The organism is Cyanobacterium sp. Dongsha4 (assembly GCF_036345015.1).
Classification (GTDB): Bacteria; Cyanobacteriota; Cyanobacteriia; order Cyanobacteriales; family Cyanobacteriaceae; genus PCC-10605.
Genome location: NZ_CP084098.1, coordinates 4,219,196 through 4,244,032 on the forward strand (window position 1 = coordinate 4,219,196; position 24,837 = coordinate 4,244,032).

Sequence of the window (24,837 nt, forward strand, 5' to 3'; positions counted from 1 at the left end):
TTAATAGTAATATATTACTAATCGTGAATTGAACCATCTGGCATAATTGCACCATGTAAAATGGCATCATCAAAAATTGTACCTGTTATATCTGCCCCTGTTAAGTCAGCATTGATTAAAATTGCTCCTGTAAAGTCGGCATAGCTAATATCTGCATTACGGAAACTGGCAGAAGTTAAATCCGTTAAAACCTCGTCATTATCAATTCTACGACAAAGATGCGATCGACATAATTTAGCACCGTCAAAATTAGCTTTATATAATAATGCTTGAGAGAAATTTGCATAGCATAGCAGTGCATCTTTAAATATTGCTTCGGTTAAATCTGTACGATGATCATAGGAAAAACGAAAATCTGCATCAACTGCGATCGCATCTGAGAAATCAGCCTTTTGTAAATTAGCACCGCAAAACATAGTTTTAATTATATTCGCATTATGTAAATTTACTCCCTGTAAGTGAGCATTACTTAAATCTGCATCCCTTAAAATCGTTTTTGACAAATTACTATAGCTTAAATCAGTACCCCATAAAATAGCTTCACTTAAATTCGCCCCCGAAAAATTGCCGTAAGAGAAATTGCTCAATCCTAATCTTGTTTGTCGAAAATCTGCCCCCGAAAAATTAATCTCCCTTAAATCTTCTTTCAGTATCTCTCCCTCAATGAATTTGATCCCTTGAAAATCCCTTACTCCATGTTTATATTGATCTAAAATCTCTGAAATCTCAATGGTCATAATACGAAATAATATTTTCTTAATCGGCTATATTTATATATCTTACTCAGATCTTGAGCATTTATTGTACCAATTCAATTGTTACCTATTAATTCGATAGCCCACATTTGGAATTTTCTTGGTCAATTTCTTTTTTTAACTCCGAAGAAACTCCTAATATTGCATCGTGATAAAGATAGTCAAATTCCCTCTGAAAATGTTGAGCAATAAGAGGATTATAAATAACTAATAAGGTTTCATCGTTAATATTATTTGCAGAATTAGACCAGTTATGAGAGCCTGTGATTACGATATAACGGTCAACTATAGCAAATTTATGATGTAACTTATCTCCCAACGGTAAACGAGGAATGCCGACAGTTTCTAATGGTTGTCGCCAAGGATTATTATTATTCTCATAAACACATTTTCTTGAAAGGGCAACCCCCAACAAATCAAGTCCTTCACTATAGTATTGGTAAGCAAAATTAGGATCAATTAAAACCCTTATTTTTACTCCTGCTAAGGATTCTTTTTCAAGAGTATTTGCTATTTCTTGATCACTAAAAACAAATAATGCTAAATCAATAGAACTATTCGCCTTTGCTAATTCCCTAGCAATAATACCATTACTACTATTCTCCCAAAGAGTTGATCGACTATTAGGAGAAAATTTTACCACAATAGAACTACTGCCAATATTTACTATGTTTGTGCGTCTTTCGGGTTTATTTAAACCAAATAAGCTATCCTTCTTTTTTCCTACTCCATCACCCCATAAGTAGTTAAATTCTTGAGTAAAAATTTTAGCCATTTCTTGACTATTAAATACAATTAAATGATTTGTATTTCCCCTTGTTTCTTGATTATCAAAATCTCCATGAATACCACTCAGAGTGAAATTTGCTGAACCTGTAACAACTTTTTTTTGATCAATAACAACAAATTTATGGTGCATTAAACCACTGCCCTTACTGCCATCTTCTGTATCATCGATGATGGGTATATTCGCCCTTTTTAGAATTGCTAAACCATGATTATTCGGCAACTGACTTAAAGGTTTATTATAATTATTTTCCGTGACAATTCTTATTTTTACACCCTGCTTTTTTTTCTCTACAATCACCCTTGCTAATCTTGCCAAATTTAATTCTTGAATCGCTATATCAATAGTTTGATTTGCACTATTAATTTGCTCAATTAAAACTGTTTCTAAATCATCTCCAAATCTTTTAATTTTACGATAAGGTTCTTCATATTCTTTTCCCTTCGCTTGATTATGATTAAAATAAACTTGGATGCTTTCCTCTTGAGCTAAAGGTGGCAATTTAGGTGGAGAATTATGACAACCACCCAATACTATTAAGCTAAAAATTAGACCTAGGGGAAAACTAATTATTTTAAGCATTTTAACTATTGTTTATTTTCTTAAAACGCTAATCGAGATAATGTATTTTCTAACATTGAAGGAAAACGATTATAATATTTTTGATTTAATGGGGAAGGATGAGGTAGAGGATAAATAGTAACATTTTTCTGATAGGTTTTTCCTTTTTCTCCTATGGTGGATATAGTAATATTTAAGCTACTTTCATAACGAGAATCACCTTTTGACCAAAAGGCATTAAATTCATCTTTATTACTATAATATTCAAACCACTTAAAGGCTTCTGTACCTAAAGTAATTATCTGTGTCCCTTGCCAATAAATAACTAATAACTGCTCGATAAAAGGTCTAAATCTTTTTTTTACTTTCATGGCATAGGCTTTATTTTCTGGTGGTTTATAAGGTACTGTATTGGTTAAGATTAAGCGCTCTTTTATAGATGCTAATTTTTCTTCATTAATTAATTCTTCTTGGTAAATAGCCTTATAAAAACCCTGTCTTACCAATTGCCCTGCCGCTCCAATTAAAGGTTGTCCTGCTTTGACTTCATCCCTACCTAAATCCCTACCGAAAAAACAAATATTACTCTTTAAATTGCCATAATATAAAATTGGCTTAGTGGGATCTTTTTCACAATTTCTATATACAGGAATATCTATAGGAAATTCTTCTCTTTGAGCTTCTTTTTGAATTTGATCTATTAATTGTTCAATGGGTTGCATTCTTCATTTAGATTTAAGTTTTTAACAAAAATAAACAAATTTATTTAATAACTTGCAGATTTTTGATTTATTTGTATGATTTCCTATTCCCTATTCCCTTTTAATTAACCTAATAAACTTGTAAATAAGGCTTTTCCATCCACAAAACCTAATGCGGAATCACTTGCTCTTTCAGGATGGGGCATCATACCTAAAACGTTACCTTTTTTGTTAGTAATTCCTGCAATATTTTTACATGATCCGTTTGGGTTAGATTCAGAGTTTATTTCTCCGTTTTCACTGGCATAGCGAAACAATATTTGTCCGTTGTCTTCCAATTCTTGAAGGGTATCATCGTCAGCATAATAGTTACCTTCCCCGTGGGCAATGGGAAAACACACCACTTGAGATGATTGATAATTTTTTGTCCATATAGAGTTATTATGTTCTACTCTTACGGGAACTTGATCACAAATAAAGTGTAAATCTCGATTACGGATTAATGCCCCCGGTAATAAGCCTGATTCGGTTAAAACTTGGAAACCGTTGCAAATCCCCAAGACATATTTTCCTGCTTCTGCGTGTTGGACTACACTTTTCATCACTGGGGAAAAACGAGCTACAGCACCACAACGAAGATAGTCTCCGTAACTAAATCCCCCCGGAATTATAACTACATCTAAATCGTCAATATCTGTTTCTTGATGCCATACCATACGGGTAGGTTGATTTAAAATTCCTTCTGTTACCATGGCAACATCGCGATCGCAATTTGAACCAGGGAACACTATTACACCAAATTTCATTTATCTTTTTCCTCTTGATTTTATTCTTCGACGGGGATTAACTCGAAACAATAGTTTTCAATAACTGGATTAGCTAATAGTTGATCACACATAGCGTGTAATTGTTGATCCGCTTCTTCTTTATTGGCGGCAGTAATACTCAATTCTATATATTTCCCAATACGCACATTTTCCACCCCCTGATAACCTAATTGATGTAATCCAGACTCCACTGCCGTACCAGCAGTATCTAATACAGATGGTCTAAGGGTGACATAAACACGGGAATTGAATTTTTGACTCATGGATGCAGTGTGAATGAACAGTTAATATTATTACATTTTATAGCCGTTCGGGGTAAAAGTTAAAGGTTTTGAATGTAGAGGATAGGGGTTCGGAGTTGAGAAAGAGGTGTCAGGTGTCAGGTTGCAGGTTGCTGGTGTTGGGGTATTAGGGGATTAGGGTTGGTTAGTTGTTAAAACCTTCAGGAGAAGGAGGTGCGGAAGGAGTAGGAGGTTGAGAAGGCATTGTGGGGGCTGTGGGATTACTAGGGTTAGGACTGGGATAGTAGGGATTAAAACCAGAATAAGGATCAACGGTTTGAGTTGGAGCATTAGATTTACCGGGTAAAGTGGCTAAAGCAACGCGATCGCCTCCTACTTCTTTTAACATATCTAGCACCTCAATTACTTCACTATAACGAACATCTTGGGAAGCATGAAGGACCATTAAACCAGTGGGGTTAAGACTATGATAATTTTTAATAGCACTGTACAATTGTACCTGACTGACCGGTTGTTTTTCTAAATAAAGCTGACCTTGATTATCTAAACTCACCACCAAAATTTCGCGCATTTGAGGAGTACCTGTAACCGCTTTAGGCAGATTTAGGCTAATTGCTTGTTGACGAGAAAAACCCACCGCCGCCAAAATGAAAAATGTCAAAATACAAAAAATAACGTCAATCATCGGTACAATCTCAATTCTTACCTCTTGATGACTTTGAATATCCTGCCATAATTTGAAAGGTTTAGCAGGAGATTTTTGCGATTTTGTAACAACTTTATTCGGAGTTGATTCCGTGTTTTGAGTGGGTACAGACATATTTTTATCATAATGGTAAATTCATAATAATTTTAGACTTTTTTTGAAAAAATTAATCTCATTCCTTTCTCTGCTCATCTTCTTTTCTCTTTAATATCCCATCCCCCAATATCCCAAACTCAGAAAATCGATATTAGCTTAGAAGTGTTGATCCCCCCCCCTAGCAAAATATACTCCTATATAGTAAAGTGAGAAAGTGAAGAAATAAGATCAAGTTCGCAATTTATGATGAAGTTATCTCAAGCTATTGCTCAACAAATCAAGAATTGGTTTCCTGCACAAACCGTCTCTGCCCATTGTGATGGTCCTTGTGGAGTTTATGATCCTGCTTCTGCTAGAATCACCGCCGAAGCTGTACTTTCCATGACCAAAAAAATTCTTGCCTTAGATGCACCTGCACCTGGTGCTAGTCCTGCCGAAGTTGTAGCGTATAACAATACTCTTTCTCGCTATATCGCCATTAAAGAAGAACAGGCACAGAAAACCAAAGAAGATTTATTAATTTTGTGGACTGATTACTTTAAACCTGTACATTTAGAAAAATATCCTGACTTACACGATACTTTCTGGAAAGCAGCTAAATTATGTTCCGCTTGTAAAGTAGAAGTTAGTCTTCAACACGCTGAAGAATTAATGGTGGCAGTGGAAAAAATCCATAGTATGTTCTGGGCTTCTAAAGAGCGTGATGTGACTTTCTACAAAGCTAGTTAATAATTTTATCTTGATTGTAGATAAAAAATAATGCAGTCAGAAATACCCCATTGCAGTTTTATTGATTTCTTACTGCTATTGACTAAGAGGAGGCGTAGATTTAGGGTGACAGGTCTATCTATGCTTCCTTTGCTCTCTCCTGAAGAAGAAATTATTATTGACTCTTACTATTACCGTAATTTTTCTCCTCAAGTTAATGACATTGTTATAGTTGAGCATCCTTTACAACCTCAACTCAAAATAGTTAAAAGAATAACTCAAATTATTGGGGATAAATATTTTATTATTGGTGATAATCAACTTTTTAGTACTGATAGCAGACACTTTGGCTTAATTAGTCAGAGTTTGATTGTTGGTAAAGTAATCGCTCGATTTCCTTAAAGTCTTTTAAAGTTAAAGATTCGTAAAAAAATGTTAACCTAATAGAATAGAATGTTAAACCATAGTGTATAGAGCAGATTAGTAAGGAAATTATTATCAAGAAATATGGCAGGTGACTATTACGAAATACTAGGTGTTTCTCGGAATGCAAGTAAAGATGAAATCAAGTCCGCCTATCGCAAAATGGCGCGCAAATATCATCCAGATGTAAACCAAGACCCGGGAGCAGAAGAACGTTTTAAAGAAATTAGCCGTGCCTATGAGGTATTATCAGATCCTGAAACTAAGGCTCGATACGATCGCTTCGGAGAGGCAGGAGTTGGTGGTGCAGGAAGTGGCGGCGTAGGTTTTGATCCCACTGATATGGGCGGTTTTGCCGATATTTTTGAAACTTTTTTTGGTGGTGGTTTTGGCGGTGGTACAAGTACCCAAACCCGTAGACGCGGCCCGACAAGAGGAGATGACTTACGGCTTGACTTACGTTTGAAATTTAGAGAAGCAGTTTTCGGTGGTGAAAAAGAGATCAAAATCCCCCATTTAGAAACCTGTAGTAGTTGCAATGGTTCTGGGGCTAAAAAAGGTAGCAGTGCAAAAACCTGCGGAACTTGTGGCGGTACTGGTCAAGTACGTAGAGCTACTCGTACTCCCTTTGGTAGTTTTGCTCAAGTGTCAACCTGTCCTACTTGTAATGGTGAAGGACAAATTATTGAGGAGAAATGCGATTCCTGTGGTGGCCAAGGAAGAAAACAGGTTAACAAAAAATTAAAAATTACTATTCCTGCAGGGGTTGATAATGGTACTCGTTTGCGAGTGAGTTCTGAAGGGGATGCTGGTACTCGTGGAGGTCCTGCGGGAGATTTATATGTTTATTTGACGGTGGAATCTGACTCTCATTTCCGTCGTGAGGGTATTAACATCTTATCTGAGATTAGTATTAGTTATTTACAAGCAATTTTGGGCTGTAAGATAAAAGTACCTACTATTGATGGTGATTTTGAGGTGCAAATTCCTGCAGGTTTACAACCGAATACTGTTTTAACTTTAGAGGATAAAGGTGTACCAAAATTAGGTAATTCCGTCAGTCGTGGGGATCATTTATTAACAGTAAAAGTTGACATTCCTACTAAAATTAGTGGTGAGGAAAGGGAATTGTTGGAAAAATTAGCTCAAATTAAGGGTGAACATACTTCTAAGAAAGGTTTTGAGGGTTTCCTTGAAAGCATTTTTCATAAATAGCTATTTTTCCCTAAGTTAGAGAATTTGATTAGGAAAATAGTTAGTTATTAGGTTAGCAATTAGTTGAGGTATTAGGGAAAGTGTTGGGAAAGGCAAATGTATCGTGTTTCTTGTTTAGAACTTACTTTTTCTTTTTTATATGGCTCAGTTATTAGATTTACGTGGCACTCCTTGCCCGATTAATTTTATTCGTAGTAAACTACAGTTGGAAAAAATGTCTCAGGGTGAAGTTTTAGAAATTCATCTTGATGGTGGTGAACCCATTGAGCAAGTTCCTAATAGTTTATCGATGGAAGGTTATGATATTGAGGGTATTGAAGACAAGGGAGAATATTTCGTTTTATCTGTTCGTGCCTAATATGTCTGAGTTCGATGAAAAAGGTATTGAAAAATAAGGCGTTGAGAGTTATCACCGAGCAAATTTCACCAGAAAAAATAATTAAACTTAGGAAAAACTCGTATGAAATTAATTTATTCAGCTTTTTTGTTAATAACTATGACTTTTAACTACGAACCCCGAACTCCGAACTCCGTTAATGTCTATGGTTAATTCTAATTCTGCAAATATTACTGAATCTGATTTAATTCAAGGCACTGTTATCGCTTCTCAGGCTAATTTTTATCAGGTTCGTCTTGACAGTAACGAAAGTCTTTTGTGTACACGCCCCACACGGTTAAAAAAAATCGGTCAATCGGTGTTTGTAGGCGATCGCGTCTTGGTAAGATCTACTGAATTTGAAAGAGGCGCGATCGCATCTGTTTTACCTAGAGAGACAGAATTAGAACGTCCTCCCATTGCCAACGCTCAACAGATTTTGTTAGTATTTGCCCTAGAAGAACCCACTTTAGATCCAGTACAGTTAAGCCGTTTTTTAGTTAAAGCTGAATCCACAAAATTAAAACTATTACTTGGTTTAAACAAAGTTGATCTAATTTGCCCTGAAAAGCAAAAAGCATGGCAAGAAAGCCTTTCTGAGTGGGGTTATGAGCCTTATTTTTTCAGTGTGCAGACCCATCAAGGAGTACAATCTTTACAAGAAGTTTTAGCAAACAAAATTACTATCTTGGCAGGCCCTAGTGGAGTAGGTAAATCGAGTTTAACATCTTTGTTAATTCCTGAAATTGAGGTGAGGGTAGGGGAAGTGTCAGGAAAGTTGCAAAAAGGCAGACATACCACCCGTCATGTTGAGTTATTTGAGTTACCTTCTGGGGGATACATCGCAGATAGCCCCGGTTTTAATCAACCTCATTTTGATTTTAGTGTAGAATCTTTAGTTAATTATTTTCCTGAAGCAAGGGCAAGATTGGCGGAAAATACTTGTAAATTCCATAACTGCATTCATAAAGATGAGCCTGATTGTGCAGTTAAAGGAGATTGGGAACGTTATTCATATTATCTGAAATTTTTAGAAGAAGCGATCGCATTTCAACAAGCTACTGCCCATAAAAAGGATGAGGAATCCACAGTAAAAACGAAATTTAAAGCCAATGGGAAGAAATATACTGAGCCAAAGCTAGAAAGTAAGAAATATCGTCGAGTTTCTCGTAAAGTGAGTAATCAAAAATTAGAAGACTTATATAACCTTCAAAATCTCGATTCTGATGAGTTAGAGTAATTACAGAAATAAAAGAAACCATTAAAAGTTTATGACAATTGCATCTACTCAAATAAAAGGATTAACCTTAGAAGAATTTTTGCAACAAGATTATATTGATGAATCCCCTGCTTATGAATATATTGATAATCAGATAATCAGAAAACCTATGCCTAAAACTCATCATAGTCGTATTCAACTAAAATTAGCTAGTCTCATTGAATCTGCCACCTTAAAGGGAAATAAAGTCATGGCTTTTACTGAATTACGTTGTACTTTTTGCGATCGCTCCATCGTACCAGATATATTAGTCGTAGAAACAGAAAAAATTCCCCTAGATGAAGATGGAGAATTAGAGAATAATGCCATCTTTTTTAGTCCTATTTGGACTATAGAAATTTTATCACCGAGTCAAACACCAACTAGAGTAATTGATAATATTTTATTCTGTTTAGAAAACGGCCCACAATTAGGATGGTTAATTGATAGTCAAGAAAAAATAATTATGGTATTCCAACCAGAAAAACCCCTTAAAATTTATCGTCAAGATGAGACATTACCTATTATCGAAAACATTGATTTATCCATAACTCCTAACAATATATTTTCTTGGTTAAAAATAAAATAGCTTACTTTATTGCATTGAGTATGATAGATTTTGTGTCATTTTTTGGATGTCTATAAGGATAGAAAATAAAATTATTTAAAGATATGATACCAAAAGTACACTGCTCGATCTTACATTACCAAATTTTGGGTTCAAACTCAGAAGAATTAAGAATCGTCATATTTTCTCCCGATTGAGTCAGTACAAATAAACCTTGATTGTAAGCATAATTTGCCACTTCATCGGTGACAACCATCGCCGCTACTGCCCCCAATGCTCTCATATGTCGATAACGAGGCATTAATCTTTTAAATTTCTCTAACCTTTCTAAATGTTCATCCACATCCCTTTGTGTTAATTTACTTTTTACTTCCACTAATACAACCTCTGTGTCATTAACCACTAATAAATCAATTTCTAAACCCTCATCTTCTCTTTTAACGGCTACATCGGATTGTAATTCATGGACATCTATTCCTCTTTCTTGAAATAAGCCAACTGCCGAGGGGCGCACTTGCCATTCTACAAATTCTCCTAAACGATTACCCAGTTTTCCTATTTGTTGATTAACTTGTTTGATTTGGCGATCAGTTTTTTGAGATTGTTCTTTAAGAATACGCTCTGTTTCTTGAAAGCGTTTTTCTGTTTCTTTTTGGGCTTGTGCTAATTCCGCTAATAAACGCCAAACATCATCTGCGGTTGTGGTCATAAATTCTTAATTTTTCATAACTCTTTTGTTATCTGATTATAACTCAACAATAAACAGTCCCTTAAAAGATAAAACCCATTACTTTCTTTCTAAATATTTGATTTAAATCTTTTCTCTTAACTGAACATTAGGCAACCTGGATGGATAAGGTTTCAATAATATCCTCATCATTGAGAGGGATTGCTTTGCCTTGTTGTTGATATGCCTATATCATCTCATTTAAAGCATCTTATAACATAAAACGGCATTTTGTTAAGAAATAATAATTGGTTTATATGGACAAGAATTTGTTTTGCGTTTACAATAGGTCGAACTTTTTGTAATCTTGTTGCAAAAAAAAACATTTATAGTTTCATGAATCAATCAAAATGCAATTAAAATTATCTCATCGTCTCGTTACTCTTTCTTTAACCTGCTTTACGGGCGCAGTTTTTTCTCCAGAAATAAAAGCCCAAAATGTTGATATTTGAGGTGACAACTGGGGTTTCAAAAATGGAGAGCGTTACAATCGTGGCAATAGTCGTGGCGGTTGGGAAGAAACCAGCAAAGGATTCGATCTCCGTATTGAAAACTACGATAACAACACCACTACTAATCAATGGGGTAACAGAAATAGTCGTTCCCAAGATCATCAATCTGGTAACTGTGATACTGGTAACTGCTCTTATTCTAGCTCCTACAGCACTAACTCCAATAGTCACTCCCGTACTCGTAACAGACGCTGATTAACGGTACTTAAATAAAAAAGCACTAGCACTCAAGCATTATCTTTCAAACCTTACAGATTTAAAAAATACAATAATATTTACAAATGAGAACTTTTAATATATATCGCGTTGATGGTTTGGTTAAAACGCAGTCTCAGTTAAGCCTTGCTGGATCAGGTCCTGACATCTATTTCCTCGATGATGGCGACTTAGGGGTAATTGACTCATTTCACGTATATCTCAGCAATATAATGGGCGGAGATGCCGATCTGCGACTTTACAGAGACAGATTTCCTTTCGGCGAGTTTGACTCTTCTGACGAACTGGTTGCTAGTTCACTCAACAGTGGTGAGGAATCAGAAGTGGTCAAGTACTTTAATACTGCAGGAGGTAAGTATATTGCAGAGGTATCAAACTTTAGTGGTTCTGTATCAAATTATACTTTGAGCGTTGCAAGGCTTGACCCATTTGTAATGGGTGACCGGATGCAATTCGCCACCATTACGCCCACCAATAGTGTTGAAGATTCTGAAACGGTGGGTGCTCCTCGTTATGCGGTAAGTTTTTCAAATGTTACATGGGAGATAAAAAAAACTTCAGCTGGCAATATCGATGTGTCTTTGACATCCGATTATTCTGAGGCACAAATGAGAGCAAGAATTTATCAAGACACAAATAATAATGGCATTTTAGATAATCAAGACTCCATTATTACCGAAAGAAACAATACTAGGAATGCATTTATAACAATAACAGATGCTGATATTAGTCCAGACCAAAGTTTTTTTGTGATGGCAAGTCATCAAGAGCCTTCATTCTCTGGTTTTGATGTTTTACTTTCTGCCAGTTACAGCAACGATACTCCAATCAATCCAGATCCCACAAACCCCACAAATCCTACAAATCCGCAATTTGACACTCCTTTAAATCGTTTCCAAAATAGTAGTGTACCCGGTACATATTTATTTGCTGGAGAGGAAGAAAGTCAAAGCATTCGCCAAAATTTTTCTAATTTCGCAGAGGAGGGATTTGCATTTAGTGTCAGTTCACAACCCCATCAAGAGTTAATAGTCTTTAATCGTTTCCAAAATAGAAATCTACCCGGGACATATCTTTATGCGGGTGAGGAGGAAAGTAGAAGTATTCGCCAAAACTTCCCTAATTTTGTGGAAGAAGGGGTTGCATTTTATGCGTTTAGCGGTGATGCGAATCGTGGTACAGACTTTTACCGTTTCCAAAATACTCAGCAACCCGGCACTTATCTTTTTGTAGGGGAAGAGGAGAAAAATAGTATTCTGGCGAATTTCCCTCAATTTGTTTTAGAAGGTATTGCTTTCGAGGTTTTATCCTAAATCTATTTCTTAAGAGTTAAATCTTGGTGCGAGCATTGGCAGACGGAACTTCCATCACGAAGTTGAAAGATGCGTGCAGCGTAGCTGTGCCTTTGGCATCGCACTTTTTCCAGCTATGTTACACAAATCTTAACTATTTTTTTGCTCAAATTCAGATGAAGTCATATTTTCTCTTGATTGGGGCTGTAGATTGGGTAGAGGAAACGAAACCCAACTTTTATGATCTTTAGGTTAGGTTTAATTTGTGATAAAATAATGGGAATTCAATCTATAAGAATTTCATGTCATATAAAGATATTATTACTATAGAATCAGGAAAAAGAAGTGGAAAACTTTGTATTAGGGGAATGAGAATTACCGTTTATGATGTTCTTTCCTATCTCGCTTCAGGAATGACTTATGAAGAAATATTAAACGATTTTCCCTATTTAACTAAAGAAGATATTTTAGCTTGTTTAAGTTGTGCAGCCGATCGTGAACGTCAAACTCTTTTGGTGAATTAATGAAATTGCTTTTTGACCATAATTTATCACCACGTTTAGTTAATATTATTAGAATTCTCCATGAACTTAAACTAATTCGATTTTTGATTTTATTATAATTTTATTTTTACAAAACTTCATAAAACTTGATATTAGTTTTTATTTAAACTTCCACTAAATCAATATAAGTAGGATTTGGTAATGATTCCCCTTGGGCTTCGTAGGCAATAATTAAGGATTCTAAGGCTTCCTCTCCATTAGCTACTGCCTCAGTATAAGTATCTCCATGAGTACGCCATTTTTGCCCTACAAAATCGGGAAAACCCACTAAAAAACAGTTGTCTTCATCACTCCATTGAATCACCATTTGATATTTATATTTACTCATTGTTACCTCCTTTTGTTACTTCTAAAATAGCTATTTTAATTAATTTTTCTTGATATTTTTTAGCATCTGCACCGTCATTACCTGATAAAGTGATTTTTCCTAGATAGTTTTCATGTATCCAGTTAGTATGACTACCTTTACCCGGTACTTGTTTAAAACCTGCTTGGATTAAGATTTTCTTTAATTCTCTAACTTTTTTAGGCATTTACAAAATTATTACTAATTAATCGATCGAACCCTCTACGCAATATAATAGCGTGGGTTAAACATTATCAATCTCTTTTTCCCAATTAGACCAAACCTTAACTAAGGTTTAAAACTTTTTATCTAATCCTTTTGATTGACTGTGATTCGATCGAACAAATTATGACGTTTGACAGGAATTGTTATATTATCGTTAGTATAGATTGAATGATTACCACCTTCTCTTAAAAGATAAAAACCATTACCCTCTAAATATTTGATTAAATCTTTTCTCTTGACTGACATTAGGCAACCTCAATCGATAAGGTTTCAATAATATCCTCATCATTGAGAGGAATTGTTTTACCTTGTTGTTGATATGCCAATATCATCTCATTTAAAGCATCTTCTAGCAGAAAACGACATTCTCTAAGACTTTTTCCTTCTGTAATGACTTCTTGCCATTCAATTATTTGCCCCATATACCCCGAAGGAATTTTTGTATATTTAGCAGTGTATTTATATCTCATAAAATATTTTGTTTTCCAAAAAACCTAAAATAATCCCTATCTTTATCTTTTATTGACAAGGATTTTACTATAGTTTGGGTTGAACAATATCCAACCCTTTGTTAACTTAATCTAACTGGCTAATAACCCACTATGTCTTAATAATGCCTCAGTTTTCGGCTCTCTACCTCGGAATTTTTTGAATATTTCCATCGGTGATAGACTACCTCCCAAAGCTAAAACAGTATCACGGAAACGTTGCCCAACGGTTTTCACTTCCTCTTCATTCTCTAAACCCACTTCCTCAAAAGCAGAAAACGCATCCGCACTCAAAACTTCCGCCCATTTATAGCTATAGTATCCCGCCGCATAACCTCCTGCGAAAATATGCCCAAAGCTACACAAGAATCTGTCTTCTGGTAACGGTTTCATCACCGTCGTTGTCTCAGAGATGCGATCGCGCAATTCATGGGGAGTTTCGCCACTATTCGGTTGATAACGGGAATGTAACTCTAAATCAATGATACTGAAATGTAATTGACGTAACATTGCAGAGCCACTCATATAATTTTTAGAGGCAACTAACTTATCGTAATAGTGAGAAGGCAGAGTTTCCCCCGTTTCATAGTGTTTAGCCATACCAAAGAGGGTATTTTTCTCCAAACACCAATTTTCCATAAACTGACTAGGTAACTCCACCGCATCCCATTCCACATTATTAATACCTGCCGCACCGGGGTAATCAATAACCGTTAACATATGTTGTAAACCATGCCCAAACTCATGGAAAAGGGTTTCCACATCCGCAAAAGTCATCAAACTAGGTTTACCATCCACTGGAGGAGTTTGATTACAGGTTAAATAAGCCACAGGTAAACGATTAACCACCTTGCCATTAACTTCAAATTTTGCCCTACCCAAACAGTCATCCATCCACGCGCCTCCCCGTTTCTCTGCAGGGCGAGAATAAGCATCTAAATAGAAATGGGCGATAACCTCATTATGATCATTGCTGACTTGAAAATATTGCACATCCTCATGCCAAATAGGGGCTTCTCCATTAGCCGGGGTGATAGTGACACTGAAAATCCGTTTTGCTAACCCAAATAAACCATCTAATACTTGATTTAAGGGGAAATAGGGGCGTAATTCTTCCTCAGTGAAGTTAAATAACTTTTCTCTCTGTTTTTCTGCCCAATAACTCACATCCCAGGGTTGTAAATCATCAGTATTAGCAAATTCTTTTAATTGGGCTAACTCCTGTTTTGCACTGTCAAAACTAACAACTCTCAATTCTTCCAAGAGTTTTTCCACAGACTCCACATCGTCAGCCATCTTTTTGGCAAGACTCACTCCAGCATAGTTATCGTAACCCAAAAGATTAGCTAATTCAAGACGCAAACTCAAAATTTTATCAATGAGAGGATTATTGTCATATTCTCCTCCTCCTGCTCGACTAATAAAAGCCCGATAGACTTTTTCCCTTAAATCCCTTCTTTCACTGAATTTGAGGAAGGGTACATAACTAGGATAATCTAAGGTTATCACCCAAGGACCGTTTTCGGCGGTAGCATTTTCTTCCCCTTCATTTTTGGCGGTTTGAGCGGCCAGACTGAGTAAACTAGGAGGCAATCCTGCTATTTCTTCGGATGTAGTTAGCTTTAACTTAAAGGCTTTAGTGGCATCGAGGACATTATTAGAGAAATTAGTGGATAATTGGGCTAATTCTAGTTGAATTTCATTAAAACGCTCTTTTTTCTCTCCTTCTAAGGCAACTCCCGACAATTCTGCTTCTTTAATGGCTGATTCGACAATTCTTTTTTGAGCGGAGTCTAAGCTATCCCATTGTTGAGAATCTCTGAGGGCAACGAATCCTTTATATATCGGCTGACTTTGGGCGACTCGATTGGCAAATTGTACTAATTCTGGTTGCACTGCTTCATAAGCCTCTCGCAATTCGGGGCTATTTTTCACCCCCATTAAATGCCCAATTATACCCCAAGTCCAACGCAATCTTTCTTCTATCAGGTTAAGGGGAATCACTAACCCTTCCCATGTGGGTTGAAGGTTATTTTCCAATTCCTGCACTTGGCTTTCTAATTCAGGTAAAAGCTGTTTAACCGCAGGTACAATATGCTCTGGTTTAATGTCGGGAAAAGAAGGTAATCCTTCGCCTTTGAGTAAGGGATTATGATTGCTCATGAAATTATATGATTTCTAATTTTTTGCTAATTAAGATTCTTATTTCTATTATTAACAAATATTAACTGTGTTTCGCTGATGTCTTTGGCTTTTGCTCTTTCGCACATGGGTGATGTAGAATGTACCAGAGTTGTAAATTAAATTTTAAATAGACTTTTCCACTAAATTAATTATTTATGGCAGGACATAGTAAATGGGCAAATATTAAACGGCAAAAAGCCAGAGTTGATGCCAAAAAGGGTAAGACTTTCACTCAACTTTCAAGGGCTATAATTGTAGCGGCTCGTAATGGTATTCCTGACCCTGATGGTAATTTTCAGTTGCGCACGGCTATAGAGAAGGCAAAATCGGCGGGGATTCCCAATGAAAATATTGAAAGAGCGATCGCAAAAGGAGCGGGGACATATAATGATGATAGTATCTTAGAGGAAATTAGATATGAAGGTTACGGTATTGGTGGGGTAGCAGTATTAATTGAAGCCTTAACAGATAATCGGAATCGCACGGCGGCGGATATTCGTGCCGCTTTTAGTAAAAATGGCGGTAATTTAGGGGAAACAGGTTGCGTTAGTTGGATGTTTGAACAAAAGGGAGTAATTGTTATTGAGGGGGAATTGGAAGAAGATAATTTATTAGAAGTTTGTTTAAATGCTGATGCCCAAAGCTATGAAATAATTAACGACGAAGATTATCAAGGGGCGGAAATTTTTACTTCGGTGGAAACTTTAGAACAAGTTAACTCTTTTTTTCAAAATCAAGGGTTTAATGTTAAAGAAACGGAATTGCGTTGGATACCAAATAATTATATAGAGATTAACGATCCAGAACAAACTAAATTTTTACTGCGTTTGATGGATGCTTTAGAGTCTTTGGATGATGTGCAGAATGTAACTGCTAATTTTGATATTCTCGACTAGAAATGAAGCAAAGAGTAAGGGTAATTAACAATTAGTAATTAGTAACTTCAGCACTTTATCCCTCTTTTGTCAAACTCCGCAAACATTTGCAATTTCTGGATTCTGGAACTATTGTATATTAAGTGATTGAACGAATATTTAATAGTATGAAATCGCTCAAAACTTTAAATTAAGAAATTTAACCATGTAGTATATTTTGAGCCTTAGTTACCAAGCCATTTGAAAATATTTAATAATAGTTAAAATCGGAAACTGAGAAAAGAGGGATAATAGCATTATTTTTCATCAAGGGATGATGTTTTTTCTGGGCATGGTCTCGGTTAATCTTCTTAGTCATGAAAAGTAAGAAAAATCAAATACTCTTAAATAGTAGAATTGATAAGGTTTTGAGCTATTTATTAAGTTTTATTGGCAAGGTATTAACTTTTTGCTCATTTATTTAACTTCTAGCTAATAGAGTTAGAATGAATCAATTTCAATACCCCCAACTTCTAATTCTGATATTAACCTATTCTTAACCGATTATTTCTTCATAACAATATATAATTATGGAAGTATATGAACATTTACTATATCAATACGACTACTTAATCAAACTTTTAAGACAAAGTAGTTACAAAAAAATTATATCCAATACTAAATCTATATAATAATTACCTAATATGAATAACTTATCTTCCTCTGACTTTTACGAGGACGTGGTTTTAAGGGCGGAAAACGTTGACGTTTACTATGGTTCTCATAAGGCTGTAGCTGGGGTTAATTTGGATATACCCAAGAATAATGCGATCGCATTTATTGGTCCTTCAGGATGCGGAAAAAGTACAATTTTACGTTGTTTCAACCGCATGAATGACCTTGTAGCTAGTGCGAGAATTAAGGGAAGAATTACCTTTAAAGATAAAGATATTTATGGCAAAAATATTGACCCCGTATTGGTTAGAAGTAGAATTGGAATGGTATTTCAAAAGCCCAATCCCTTTCCGAAATCTATCTATGAAAATATTGCATGGGGTGCTAGAATCAACGGTTATAAAGGGAACATGAATGACTTAGTTGAAGAGTCATTACGCAAAGCGGCTTTATGGGATGAAGTCAAAGATAAACTGCGTCAAAGTGGTTTAGCCCTTTCAGGAGGACAACAACAGCGTTTATGTATTGCCAGAACTATTGCTCTACAACCAGAAGTAATCTTGATGGATGAACCTTGTTCTGCTCTTGATCCCATTTCTACCCTAAAAGTAGAGGAATCTATTCACGAATTAAAAAGAAATTTTACCATTGTCATCGTTACCCATAATATGCAACAGGCTTCAAGGGTTTCAGACTATACAGCTTTTTTTAATGCTAGGAGTGTGGAAGGAGGTAGTGGTAAGCTAGGATATTTAGTAGAGTATGATCAGACGGAAAAAATATTCCAAAATCCTGCGGAAGAAGCCACTCAGGAATATGTTAGTGGGCGTTTTGGTTAATAATAACTAAGATTAGGCAAAATTATAGAATCAATTATTAATTTGAAGGTGTCAGGTATCGGGCTTCAGGTGTCAGATAAAAAATATTGGCTTATTGATTTTCTTACTTTTCATACCTCTAATGTGAATGAGATATATACGGTTAAATCCCAAGGGCAATCCTGAATTTGCTTCGTAGTACGCATCTTAAACCATCTCACCATTTTTTATATTTCCTGTAGTTATTAATAAAAGTTTATAAGGTTTTTTCCTAAGAATAAATGAATCTAAAAAATCTTTGTCTTTAGTAACAACAATATATTGATATTGACAAGAAAGTTCATTAATTTCCTCATCTTGGGTTGTATTTTGTTTTGGTAAATCAAGGGTGTGGATTGCCTCTTGCTTTAAATCAAGAAAAAGAGAGACTAATTTTTTTGGTAATTGAGCATCTATTAGAAATTTCATTATTTAATCAAAGATATACTTTTTACCTGCGTTAATTTGGTGGCAAAAGATAAAACGGCTAAAATATCTTCTAATTCTAAATCTTCGTAGTCTAGCAAAATTTCTTCTGTTGTCATCCCCGCACTTAATAATTACAAAATCATTTCCACAGGATAACGTAAGCCTCTGATACAAGGTTTACTATGACAAATATAAGGATCGATCATGATACGTTCTATGGATTCCATTTTCTACTTATTAGTAAACTCTAACATCATTTCATTATATCTGATGCGGCTCGATCGCACACCACACCCTCATAAGCACGCTCGCACCCCTTAACGACATCAACATTACTTCATAAGAACGATCACACCTTCAACCATATCAAAATTACTTCATAAGCTCGATCCCGAAGGGATCTGCTGCGCAGCGCGAACCCTTAACCACATCAACATTACTTCATAATAAGTGCGATCGCAACAGTAGGAATTATATTGAGAATTAAGAACATAATTTTAATAATTCATTATTAATAAAAACCTGATAATTGATTCCTTGTTTTTCCGCTTCATTTTTTGCCCAAGCAATAATTTTTGGGTTTATTTTTAAAGATACTAATTCATAATCATCATCCTTCGATAGTACAATATATTCATCGCCAAATTGTTTCTGAATGGCAATTTTTGCCTGATTAACTTCTTCTGGTGTAATTCTTCGAGCTTTAGCAAAAGGAAACTCAGTATTATTGCTCATATTGTCTTCTCTCATTTTTCGTTGCTGATCTGGCACTAATAATTCTTATTTTATCATTTCTGATAGTATAAACCACAATTAAAAGACGACCTTTATAAGACTCCCCGATAATCCACTCTCTTTCTTCTTGCCAAGAATATTCAGGATCGGGAGCGATTAATGCTAAAGTATCCATCCATACTGTACTTGCTTCCTCAAAAGAAATTCCGTGTTTTTTGATGTTGATTTCGTATTTATTCTTATCCCATTCAAATTCCAAGTCTCTCACACACTTCCTCTAAGTATATTTTTAGATTTTTCAAATTCTAATCTGTTTTAATGAATTATACCTTATCAAAGGCGATCGCACCCTTAACCAATCAACATTACCTTATAAGAGCGATCGCACTCTGAATTCTCTATTTAACTTAAGGAACAACTTGAACTGCACCAAACTGACTAAAATGATGATCAAAAGCAAATGCTTTTACAATTCCTAGCTTTTCCATGACGATTTTACTGCTACAGTCGGTAAAACTCCACTCTTTATCGGCAAAACGAGAGAAAATTTCCCATGTCGATCGTATATCGTCTTCAGTTAAATAGTATATTTGTGTTAATTTCCCTGAAAAAAAAGCCTCTCCTAAAACGATCGATCTTGTCAACTCTCCTCTTGCTCTTAATAACGTCAAAGTTTCATCGATTACATAATCTGTAGTTAATAGGAATTCTTGATTATTTTTTAACCATGCCATAGCTTTTTTATATTGTTTATCCGATGGCACTACACTAGCAAACCATGCTCCCGTATCGACAAAAATCATGTTATTTAAGAATATAATATTGAATCGTGATCAACCCCTGAAAAATCATTGGTTTTTCCTTGTAAGGGCAGTTGGGCAATTCCCTGTAATATATCCACAGGATCATTTTTCTCTAATTCGGTGTCGAGGGGGATAATGATTACTTTTACCGTTGTCCCATCTTTGATATTGACATCTTCTGATAATTTCAGTATTCCTTTTTCATAAATAGCTTGTACTGCCATATCTCGACTAATAACTGTTATTTCCTTTAATTATAGAATATAAAAATATTTTAATAGGAGCGATCGCACCTTCAACCACACCAACATTACCTTATAAGCTCGATCGCACCTTAAACTATATCAACATTACCTAATAAGAGCGATCGAACCCCCAACCATATCAACATTACTAAGCAACCTCAGCTAAAAGTCTTACAGTAGGTATATCTGATTTAGTCGGTTGACGAAAATAACTCATAGGTAGCGTCACAACCGCTCTTGTATTTCCTAACAAATCAAAAAATTCTACACTGTAACCAGTTTCTAAACCACTAACATTATGTATATCTACCACTGTGCCAATATCACCAGCAAATAAATCATCTTCGACTATATCTTTTAATAAAATTACATCAGAATAAAGAGCAAAATTCATACTATTTAAAACCTCCAATTTTTATTCAGGAATCATCGTAATTAATCGAGGAATTTCTGTACCTTTGTCAATTTGCCATACACTTTTCATCAATAAGGGCTTGTGAATAGGAGTAAGTATTTCTGATATTATTTCGCATCTTATGCCATAGGATGTTTCTTTGATTATAGAAACTTCTGCATTGAGATGAAACTTGCGAATATCTGACTCTAATTGTTGCCAATTTTCAGGAGAATAGCCATAATTAAGCAACATTTTTGCTTTTGAACCTCCCCTTTTGTGATTGATATTCAATAAATAATCGATTATTTTCGATTTTTCAATGATAGCTCGATCGAAATTAGGAATCTGCATTATACTTCACTCCCAATTAGTTTCATTATTCAATTATATCTGATGGAAGAACGATCGCACCCTTAAACCATATCAACATTACCTCATAAGCTCGATCGCACCCTTAACCACATCAACATTACTTCAGAAGAGCGATCGCACCCTTAACCACATCAACATTACTTCAGAAGAGCGATCGCACCTTCAACCACATCAACATTACTCTATAAGCACGATCACAATTAATGATACAATGTCAAAAAAGCAATTTTGAGAGAGGTTTAAACTTAATTGCCAACATCTAAACAAAAAGATACAGCGATTTTTGTTTGTCAATTATTATCAAATCTTTATCAACCAATTAATTTATTTCGTTATGATAAAAGATTAAAGATCATTTATATTCTCGCTGGTGTAAATGATGGTATCGAAATTACTATTAACCAAGATGGCTTGTGGAGTTTTGAATCATGAAACAAGAGTTATTAACAATGAGTAATCAAGAGTTACGTAAATATTTATCTACCCATCGTCAAGATGAAACTGCTTTTAGTGAAGCCTTAGAAGTGTTAATGAGCCGTAAAAAAGATGCTGTCAAATATCCTGCCATTTCCGAGAATAATTATCAAGAATTACAAGATATTTTTAAAAGTAAATTAAATAGTAATTAATAGTACGATCGCACCCTTAACCATATCAACATTACTTCAGAAAAGCGATCGCACCCCTTAACCATATCAATATTACCTTATAAGAGCGATCTCACCTCTTAACCACATCAACATTACCCCATAAGCACGATCGCACCTCTTAACTAATCAACATTACTCTATAAGCACGATCGCACCCTCAACCACCCTCAACCATATCAAAATTAAGACCTAAGCCTGATTGCACCTCAATTTTAACGATCTAAAGAATATAAAAGGATACCAGAGATCAATACTATTCCTCCTATTTCAATCTTATTACTTTGTTCCTTCATTAAACTCAAATTACTCACACGTGAACCATCTCCCGTTGATACGCTGGTATCCATGTTATTCCCAGAAATAATCATAATTCCGCCTATAACCATTAGAATAATACCAATTTTCTTTTTTGGACTTGTTTCAGAGGATTTTTGTTGCAAGTTATTTGATTCATTATTGCTACATTCAGTAATTTTGGGATCAAAACTTTTATATTCTTCAATTTTAATACTTAAAGTTTCTGGCGAATCCCATAAATATATGATTATGTCATCGCCTATTTGTTTTGTTTTTTTTACATTTACTGCTTTTGTGCCTATTATCTTGGCAACTTTAACCCGATCAATCCACATAGGTAAAAATTTTCACTTTCAAAAGATTAATGCTTGTCTAATTAATATGCAATTGTTTTTTGCAATAGAGTTTTACAACAATTATAAACTCTATTTATAATTCAATTGCATAATTTTGATAACAGACAACTACTTTAAATCAGCGATCGCACCTTTTGCCATATTCGCAATAGCCTGATCTGTAGCCTTTGGTAACTGATAATAATTACCTCCAGCCTGTTTCGCCAACTCCTTACCGAAGCCAGTAGAAACAAACTTCTTCTCCGTGTCGATAACCAGCAATTTCATGCCCATAGCACGGATTTTTGTGGCAATATCCAACAATTCCGCCTTAATATCGGGTTTTTCCCCTTCCTCAAGGGTTTCCCCCAACGATCGCGCCAAAGGAATATTCCCCCGTCCGTCCGTAATCGCCACAATGACAACCTGTCCAATATCCCCCGACATCTGCGCATTTACCCCCACATGAACCGCCTGAGTTAAAGCATGGGATAAAGGCGAACCACCACCGCAAGGCAGAGTTTCCAAACGGGTACGGGCTAAAGTAATGGAACGAGTAGGAGGCAACAATACGTCCGCCTGTTCACCTCGGAAGGGAATTAATGCCACCTGATCCCGATTTTCGTAGGCTTCCGTTAATAACCGCATTACCGCACCCTTTGCCGACTGCATCCGATTAAGTGCCATCGATCCCGAAGCATCCACCACAAAGACGATTAAAGCCCCTGCTTTCCTTGCGAGGCGTTTTGACCTCAAATCACTCTGTTCCACGATCACACGGCGATTAGGATACCGTTCACGGCGACTTTTTTGGTAGGGTGCAGCCGCCCTCAAAGTAGCATCAACGGCGATACGTCTTACTTTCCCTTTCGGTAACATGGGTTTAATATAGCGTCCTCGATCATCCGTGAAAATGAGGTTACGAGCGCCAGATTTACCCTGTCTTTGCATCTGTTGGGCAAAATACAACACACTGGGATCTAAAATCACCCCTTCCACATCAAAAACGAACTCCTCTGGAATTTGCGGAGTCTCATTCTGTTCCTGATTTTCATTGTCTTTTTTATCCTCTTCTTGGGAATCATCCTGATCTTGATCTTCCCCTTCATCCTCCCCTTGATCTTGGGGTTGTGGTGGTGGGGGAGGTGGAGGAGGTTGCATTTGCTCATCTGGTGGTGTTTGAATCAGGGTTGAGCGTGGCACAATCACCAATTCCACTGCTTTACGCAGATCATCGGCACTGACGTTATTGCGTCCATCCAATGCCGCCGATGCCATAGCTACCCTGACAGCGAAAATCTCCGCACGATGCCCTTCCACTGCCCCTCGGATGGCTTCCTGCACCAAATATTTTACTTGCTCTTGGGTGATGTTGACTTCCTTAATCCACTCCCTCGCAAGGATAATTTCGGTTTTCAGTGCGTCCATATCCTCATTGTAATGCTCAAGGAATTTCATGGGGGAGGAAGCGTAATCGATGACTTGATCCACCGCTTGGACTCTTTCATCTAACGCCAATACACCATCAGCACTAAGAGCGATCGCAATTCGGTCTAATAAATGTTCTCGCAATGCCCCTTCTTCGGGGTTGTAGGTAGCGATGAGTAAAGGTTTGCATGGATGCGCAAAACTGATGCCTTCCCGTTCGATTTGGTTTTTACCATCGGTTAAGACGGTTAACAGTTGATTGGCGATTTGGTCATCTAACAAGTTAATTTCATCGATATATAAAACCCCACGATGTGCCTGTGCCAACAAACCTGGCTGAAATACGGGTTCACCACGCTTAACGGACTCTTCCACATCCACCGAACCCAAAAGCCTATCTTCCGTAGTACCTAAAGGGATTTGCACGAAGGGGGCGGGTATTACTTCCGTGGGGATTTCTTCTCTAGGGGTGTTGCCATACATTTCGAGGGTTTCACTATCCCAATCTTCTCGATTATCGGGATCACAGTTGAAACGACTATCTTTGATTACTTCAATGGGAGGCAATAGGGCATGGATTCCCCTAGCCATAACGGATTTTGCTGTACCCCGCTTCCCTGCGATCGCAACTCCCCCCAATTGAGGATCAACGGCGGCGAGGAGAAGGGCGGTTTTTATAGCTTGTTGTCCAATAACCGCAGTTAATGGAAAGTTTGTATTAATAGTTTTTAGTGTTGGCATTAATATAGTGATTATTATAAATGCAATGTGAATCAAACCTATATTTTACCGTACATTGACAATGGAACTTAATTTGAAGTGATTAGTGGAAAATGCGATCGCCCTATTTGTCAAATAAAGAGATAATAGATGAACTTTTTGTAAAAATAGACGGTCTAAAAATATAGCAACCACGATATTAAATAAATAACTGACTGATTATTTTTATCTATAGGGCGCTTATTAACAAAATACTTGTATTTT

Annotated in this window: 35 protein-coding genes and 1 pseudogene; 13 read left to right on the plus strand and 23 right to left on the minus strand. The window is 36.1% G+C overall.

Features of this window, described 5'->3' with window-relative positions:
- Positions 1 to 17: 17 nt before the first annotated feature.
- From hetL to Dongsha4_RS18445, 6 genes are all read right to left on the minus strand, one after another.
- Positions 18 to 737 (minus strand): heterocyst differentiation pentapeptide repeat protein HetL, encoded by a 720-nt coding sequence (gene hetL / locus Dongsha4_RS18420; RefSeq protein WP_330203724.1) that lies wholly within the window; start codon positions 735 to 737, stop codon positions 18 to 20.
- Between the two features lie 88 nt (positions 738 to 825).
- A complete protein-coding gene (locus Dongsha4_RS18425; protein ID WP_330203725.1) occupies positions 826 to 2,124 on the minus strand; it encodes a phospholipase D-like domain-containing protein in 1,299 nt (432 codons plus the stop codon).
- 20 nt (positions 2,125 to 2,144) lie between these two features.
- On the minus strand, positions 2,145 to 2,825 hold the full coding sequence (locus Dongsha4_RS18430) for a uracil-DNA glycosylase family protein (protein WP_330203726.1): 681 nt from the start codon (positions 2,823 to 2,825) through the stop codon (positions 2,145 to 2,147).
- 104 nt (positions 2,826 to 2,929) lie between these two features.
- On the minus strand, positions 2,930 to 3,610 hold the full coding sequence (gene purQ, locus Dongsha4_RS18435; protein WP_330203727.1) for a phosphoribosylformylglycinamidine synthase subunit PurQ: 681 nt from the start codon (positions 3,608 to 3,610) through the stop codon (positions 2,930 to 2,932).
- A gap of 20 nt (positions 3,611 to 3,630) precedes the next feature.
- The gene (purS, locus tag Dongsha4_RS18440) at positions 3,631 to 3,894 is read right to left on the minus strand and encodes a phosphoribosylformylglycinamidine synthase subunit PurS (RefSeq protein ID WP_015220033.1); all 264 of its coding nucleotides are present in this window, start codon (positions 3,892 to 3,894) and stop codon (positions 3,631 to 3,633) included.
- A gap of 163 nt (positions 3,895 to 4,057) precedes the next feature.
- Complete coding sequence (locus Dongsha4_RS18445; RefSeq protein ID WP_330203728.1) at positions 4,058 to 4,693, minus strand: biopolymer transporter ExbD; 636 nt, start codon at positions 4,691 to 4,693, stop codon at positions 4,058 to 4,060.
- 225 nt (positions 4,694 to 4,918) lie between these two features.
- Between Dongsha4_RS18445 and sodN the strand changes: the two genes are divergently transcribed.
- The 6 genes from sodN (at position 4,919) to Dongsha4_RS18475 (ending at position 9,244) form a co-directional block, all read left to right on the plus strand.
- Complete coding sequence (gene sodN / locus Dongsha4_RS18450; RefSeq protein WP_330203729.1) at positions 4,919 to 5,404, plus strand: superoxide dismutase, Ni; 486 nt, start codon at positions 4,919 to 4,921, stop codon at positions 5,402 to 5,404.
- A gap of 105 nt (positions 5,405 to 5,509) precedes the next feature.
- Complete coding sequence (gene sodX, locus Dongsha4_RS18455; protein ID WP_330203730.1) at positions 5,510 to 5,785, plus strand: nickel-type superoxide dismutase maturation protease; 276 nt, start codon at positions 5,510 to 5,512, stop codon at positions 5,783 to 5,785.
- Between the two features lie 105 nt (positions 5,786 to 5,890).
- The gene (gene dnaJ, locus Dongsha4_RS18460; protein WP_330203731.1) at positions 5,891 to 7,021 is read left to right on the plus strand and encodes a molecular chaperone DnaJ; all 1,131 of its coding nucleotides are present in this window, start codon (positions 5,891 to 5,893) and stop codon (positions 7,019 to 7,021) included.
- A 139-nt stretch (positions 7,022 to 7,160) separates the two neighbouring features.
- Entirely contained in the window at positions 7,161 to 7,379 is a 219-nt protein-coding gene (locus Dongsha4_RS18465) for a sulfurtransferase TusA family protein (RefSeq protein ID WP_330203732.1), read from the plus strand.
- A 184-nt stretch (positions 7,380 to 7,563) separates the two neighbouring features.
- The gene (rsgA, locus tag Dongsha4_RS18470) at positions 7,564 to 8,637 is read left to right on the plus strand and encodes a small ribosomal subunit biogenesis GTPase RsgA (RefSeq protein WP_330203733.1); all 1,074 of its coding nucleotides are present in this window, start codon (positions 7,564 to 7,566) and stop codon (positions 8,635 to 8,637) included.
- A gap of 31 nt (positions 8,638 to 8,668) precedes the next feature.
- A complete protein-coding gene (locus Dongsha4_RS18475; protein ID WP_330203734.1) occupies positions 8,669 to 9,244 on the plus strand; it encodes a Uma2 family endonuclease in 576 nt (191 codons plus the stop codon).
- A 115-nt stretch (positions 9,245 to 9,359) separates the two neighbouring features.
- On the opposite strand, the gene Dongsha4_RS18480 is transcribed toward Dongsha4_RS18475, so the two are convergent.
- Positions 9,360 to 9,932, minus strand: a complete 573-nt coding sequence (locus Dongsha4_RS18480) for a hypothetical protein (RefSeq protein ID WP_330203735.1) — start codon at positions 9,930 to 9,932, stop codon at positions 9,360 to 9,362.
- Positions 9,933 to 10,388: 456 nt separating this feature from the next.
- Here Dongsha4_RS18480 and Dongsha4_RS18485 point away from each other — a divergent pair, with 456 nt between their 5' ends.
- The 3 genes from Dongsha4_RS18485 to Dongsha4_RS18495 all read left to right on the plus strand — a co-directional run bounded on the left by Dongsha4_RS18485 (position 10,389) and on the right by Dongsha4_RS18495 (position 12,494).
- A complete protein-coding gene (locus tag Dongsha4_RS18485; RefSeq protein ID WP_330203736.1) occupies positions 10,389 to 10,661 on the plus strand; it encodes a hypothetical protein in 273 nt (90 codons plus the stop codon).
- Between the two features lie 340 nt (positions 10,662 to 11,001).
- A complete protein-coding gene (locus Dongsha4_RS18490) occupies positions 11,002 to 11,991 on the plus strand; it encodes a hypothetical protein (protein ID WP_330203737.1) in 990 nt (329 codons plus the stop codon).
- 281 nt (positions 11,992 to 12,272) lie between these two features.
- Positions 12,273 to 12,494 carry a DUF433 domain-containing protein gene (locus Dongsha4_RS18495; protein WP_330203738.1) on the plus strand — a complete coding sequence of 74 codons (222 nt, stop codon included), beginning with the start codon at positions 12,273 to 12,275 and terminating at the stop codon, positions 12,492 to 12,494.
- Between the two features lie 142 nt (positions 12,495 to 12,636).
- On the opposite strand, the gene Dongsha4_RS18500 is transcribed toward Dongsha4_RS18495, so the two are convergent.
- The 5 genes from Dongsha4_RS18500 to Dongsha4_RS18520 form a co-directional block, all read right to left on the minus strand.
- The gene (locus Dongsha4_RS18500) at positions 12,637 to 12,861 is read right to left on the minus strand and encodes a type II toxin-antitoxin system HicB family antitoxin (RefSeq protein ID WP_330203739.1); all 225 of its coding nucleotides are present in this window, start codon (positions 12,859 to 12,861) and stop codon (positions 12,637 to 12,639) included.
- Entirely contained in the window at positions 12,854 to 13,066 is a 213-nt protein-coding gene (locus Dongsha4_RS18505; RefSeq protein ID WP_330203740.1) for a type II toxin-antitoxin system HicA family toxin, read from the minus strand. Before Dongsha4_RS18505 ends, Dongsha4_RS18500 begins: the two co-directional genes overlap by 8 nt.
- A gap of 122 nt (positions 13,067 to 13,188) precedes the next feature.
- Entirely contained in the window at positions 13,189 to 13,350 is a 162-nt protein-coding gene (locus Dongsha4_RS18510) for a type II toxin-antitoxin system HicA family toxin (RefSeq protein WP_330203741.1), read from the minus strand.
- A complete protein-coding gene (locus tag Dongsha4_RS18515) occupies positions 13,350 to 13,574 on the minus strand; it encodes a type II toxin-antitoxin system HicB family antitoxin (RefSeq protein ID WP_015221085.1) in 225 nt (74 codons plus the stop codon). Before Dongsha4_RS18515 ends, Dongsha4_RS18510 begins: the two co-directional genes overlap by 1 nt.
- 111 nt (positions 13,575 to 13,685) lie before the next feature.
- Complete coding sequence (locus Dongsha4_RS18520) at positions 13,686 to 15,755, minus strand: M3 family metallopeptidase (protein ID WP_330203742.1); 2,070 nt, start codon at positions 15,753 to 15,755, stop codon at positions 13,686 to 13,688.
- A gap of 176 nt (positions 15,756 to 15,931) precedes the next feature.
- Here Dongsha4_RS18520 and Dongsha4_RS18525 point away from each other — a divergent pair, with 176 nt between their 5' ends.
- Positions 15,932 to 16,672, plus strand: coding sequence for a YebC/PmpR family DNA-binding transcriptional regulator (locus tag Dongsha4_RS18525; RefSeq protein WP_330203743.1), 741 nt, complete (start codon positions 15,932 to 15,934; stop codon positions 16,670 to 16,672).
- Positions 16,673 to 17,334: 662 nt separating this feature from the next.
- A complete protein-coding gene (pstB, locus tag Dongsha4_RS18530; RefSeq protein WP_330203744.1) occupies positions 17,335 to 18,144 on the plus strand; it encodes a phosphate ABC transporter ATP-binding protein PstB in 810 nt (269 codons plus the stop codon).
- Positions 18,145 to 18,330: 186 nt separating this feature from the next.
- Here the strand turns inward: pstB and Dongsha4_RS18535 are convergent, their stop codons facing one another.
- The 8 genes and pseudogenes from Dongsha4_RS18535 to Dongsha4_RS18570 form a co-directional block, all read right to left on the minus strand.
- Entirely contained in the window at positions 18,331 to 18,591 is a 261-nt protein-coding gene (locus Dongsha4_RS18535) for a DUF5615 family PIN-like protein (protein ID WP_330203745.1), read from the minus strand.
- Positions 18,591 to 18,818: pseudogene (locus Dongsha4_RS18540) on the minus strand (DUF433 domain-containing protein). Before Dongsha4_RS18540 ends, Dongsha4_RS18535 begins: the two are co-directional and overlap by 1 nt.
- Positions 18,819 to 19,074: 256 nt before the next feature.
- On the minus strand, positions 19,075 to 19,326 hold the full coding sequence (locus Dongsha4_RS18545; protein WP_330203746.1) for an AT hook motif protein: 252 nt from the start codon (positions 19,324 to 19,326) through the stop codon (positions 19,075 to 19,077).
- A complete protein-coding gene (locus tag Dongsha4_RS18550; protein WP_330205472.1) occupies positions 19,316 to 19,585 on the minus strand; it encodes a BrnT family toxin in 270 nt (89 codons plus the stop codon). Before Dongsha4_RS18550 ends, Dongsha4_RS18545 begins: the two co-directional genes overlap by 11 nt.
- 148 nt (positions 19,586 to 19,733) lie before the next feature.
- Positions 19,734 to 20,129: a type II toxin-antitoxin system VapC family toxin gene (locus tag Dongsha4_RS18555; RefSeq protein WP_330203747.1), complete on the minus strand. Its 396-nt coding sequence runs from the start codon at positions 20,127 to 20,129 to the stop codon at positions 19,734 to 19,736.
- Positions 20,130 to 20,134: 5 nt separating this feature from the next.
- Positions 20,135 to 20,353, minus strand: a complete 219-nt coding sequence (locus Dongsha4_RS18560) for an antitoxin family protein (protein WP_330203748.1) — start codon at positions 20,351 to 20,353, stop codon at positions 20,135 to 20,137.
- Positions 20,354 to 20,522: 169 nt separating this feature from the next.
- On the minus strand, positions 20,523 to 20,768 hold the full coding sequence (locus Dongsha4_RS18565) for a DUF4926 domain-containing protein (protein WP_330203749.1): 246 nt from the start codon (positions 20,766 to 20,768) through the stop codon (positions 20,523 to 20,525).
- A gap of 21 nt (positions 20,769 to 20,789) precedes the next feature.
- Complete coding sequence (locus Dongsha4_RS18570; RefSeq protein ID WP_330203750.1) at positions 20,790 to 21,122, minus strand: DUF6883 domain-containing protein; 333 nt, start codon at positions 21,120 to 21,122, stop codon at positions 20,790 to 20,792.
- 270 nt (positions 21,123 to 21,392) lie between these two features.
- Between Dongsha4_RS18570 and Dongsha4_RS18575 the strand changes: the two genes are divergently transcribed.
- Positions 21,393 to 21,575, plus strand: a complete 183-nt coding sequence (locus tag Dongsha4_RS18575; RefSeq protein ID WP_330203751.1) for a DUF6888 family protein — start codon at positions 21,393 to 21,395, stop codon at positions 21,573 to 21,575.
- The gene (locus Dongsha4_RS18580) at positions 21,572 to 21,772 is read left to right on the plus strand and encodes a DUF6887 family protein (protein ID WP_330203752.1); all 201 of its coding nucleotides are present in this window, start codon (positions 21,572 to 21,574) and stop codon (positions 21,770 to 21,772) included. Before Dongsha4_RS18575 ends, Dongsha4_RS18580 begins: the two co-directional genes overlap by 4 nt.
- Positions 21,773 to 22,005: 233 nt before the next feature.
- Here Dongsha4_RS18580 and Dongsha4_RS18585 read toward each other — a convergent pair whose 3' ends face one another.
- From Dongsha4_RS18585 to Dongsha4_RS18595, 3 genes are all read right to left on the minus strand, one after another.
- Entirely contained in the window at positions 22,006 to 22,425 is a 420-nt protein-coding gene (locus Dongsha4_RS18585; protein WP_330203753.1) for a hypothetical protein, read from the minus strand.
- Positions 22,426 to 22,554: 129 nt separating this feature from the next.
- Complete coding sequence (bchD, locus tag Dongsha4_RS18590; protein ID WP_330203754.1) at positions 22,555 to 24,594, minus strand: magnesium chelatase ATPase subunit D; 2,040 nt, start codon at positions 24,592 to 24,594, stop codon at positions 22,555 to 22,557.
- Positions 24,595 to 24,639: 45 nt separating this feature from the next.
- Complete coding sequence (locus Dongsha4_RS18595; RefSeq protein WP_330203755.1) at positions 24,640 to 24,768, minus strand: hypothetical protein; 129 nt, start codon at positions 24,766 to 24,768, stop codon at positions 24,640 to 24,642.
- Positions 24,769 to 24,837: the final 69 nt, after the last annotated feature.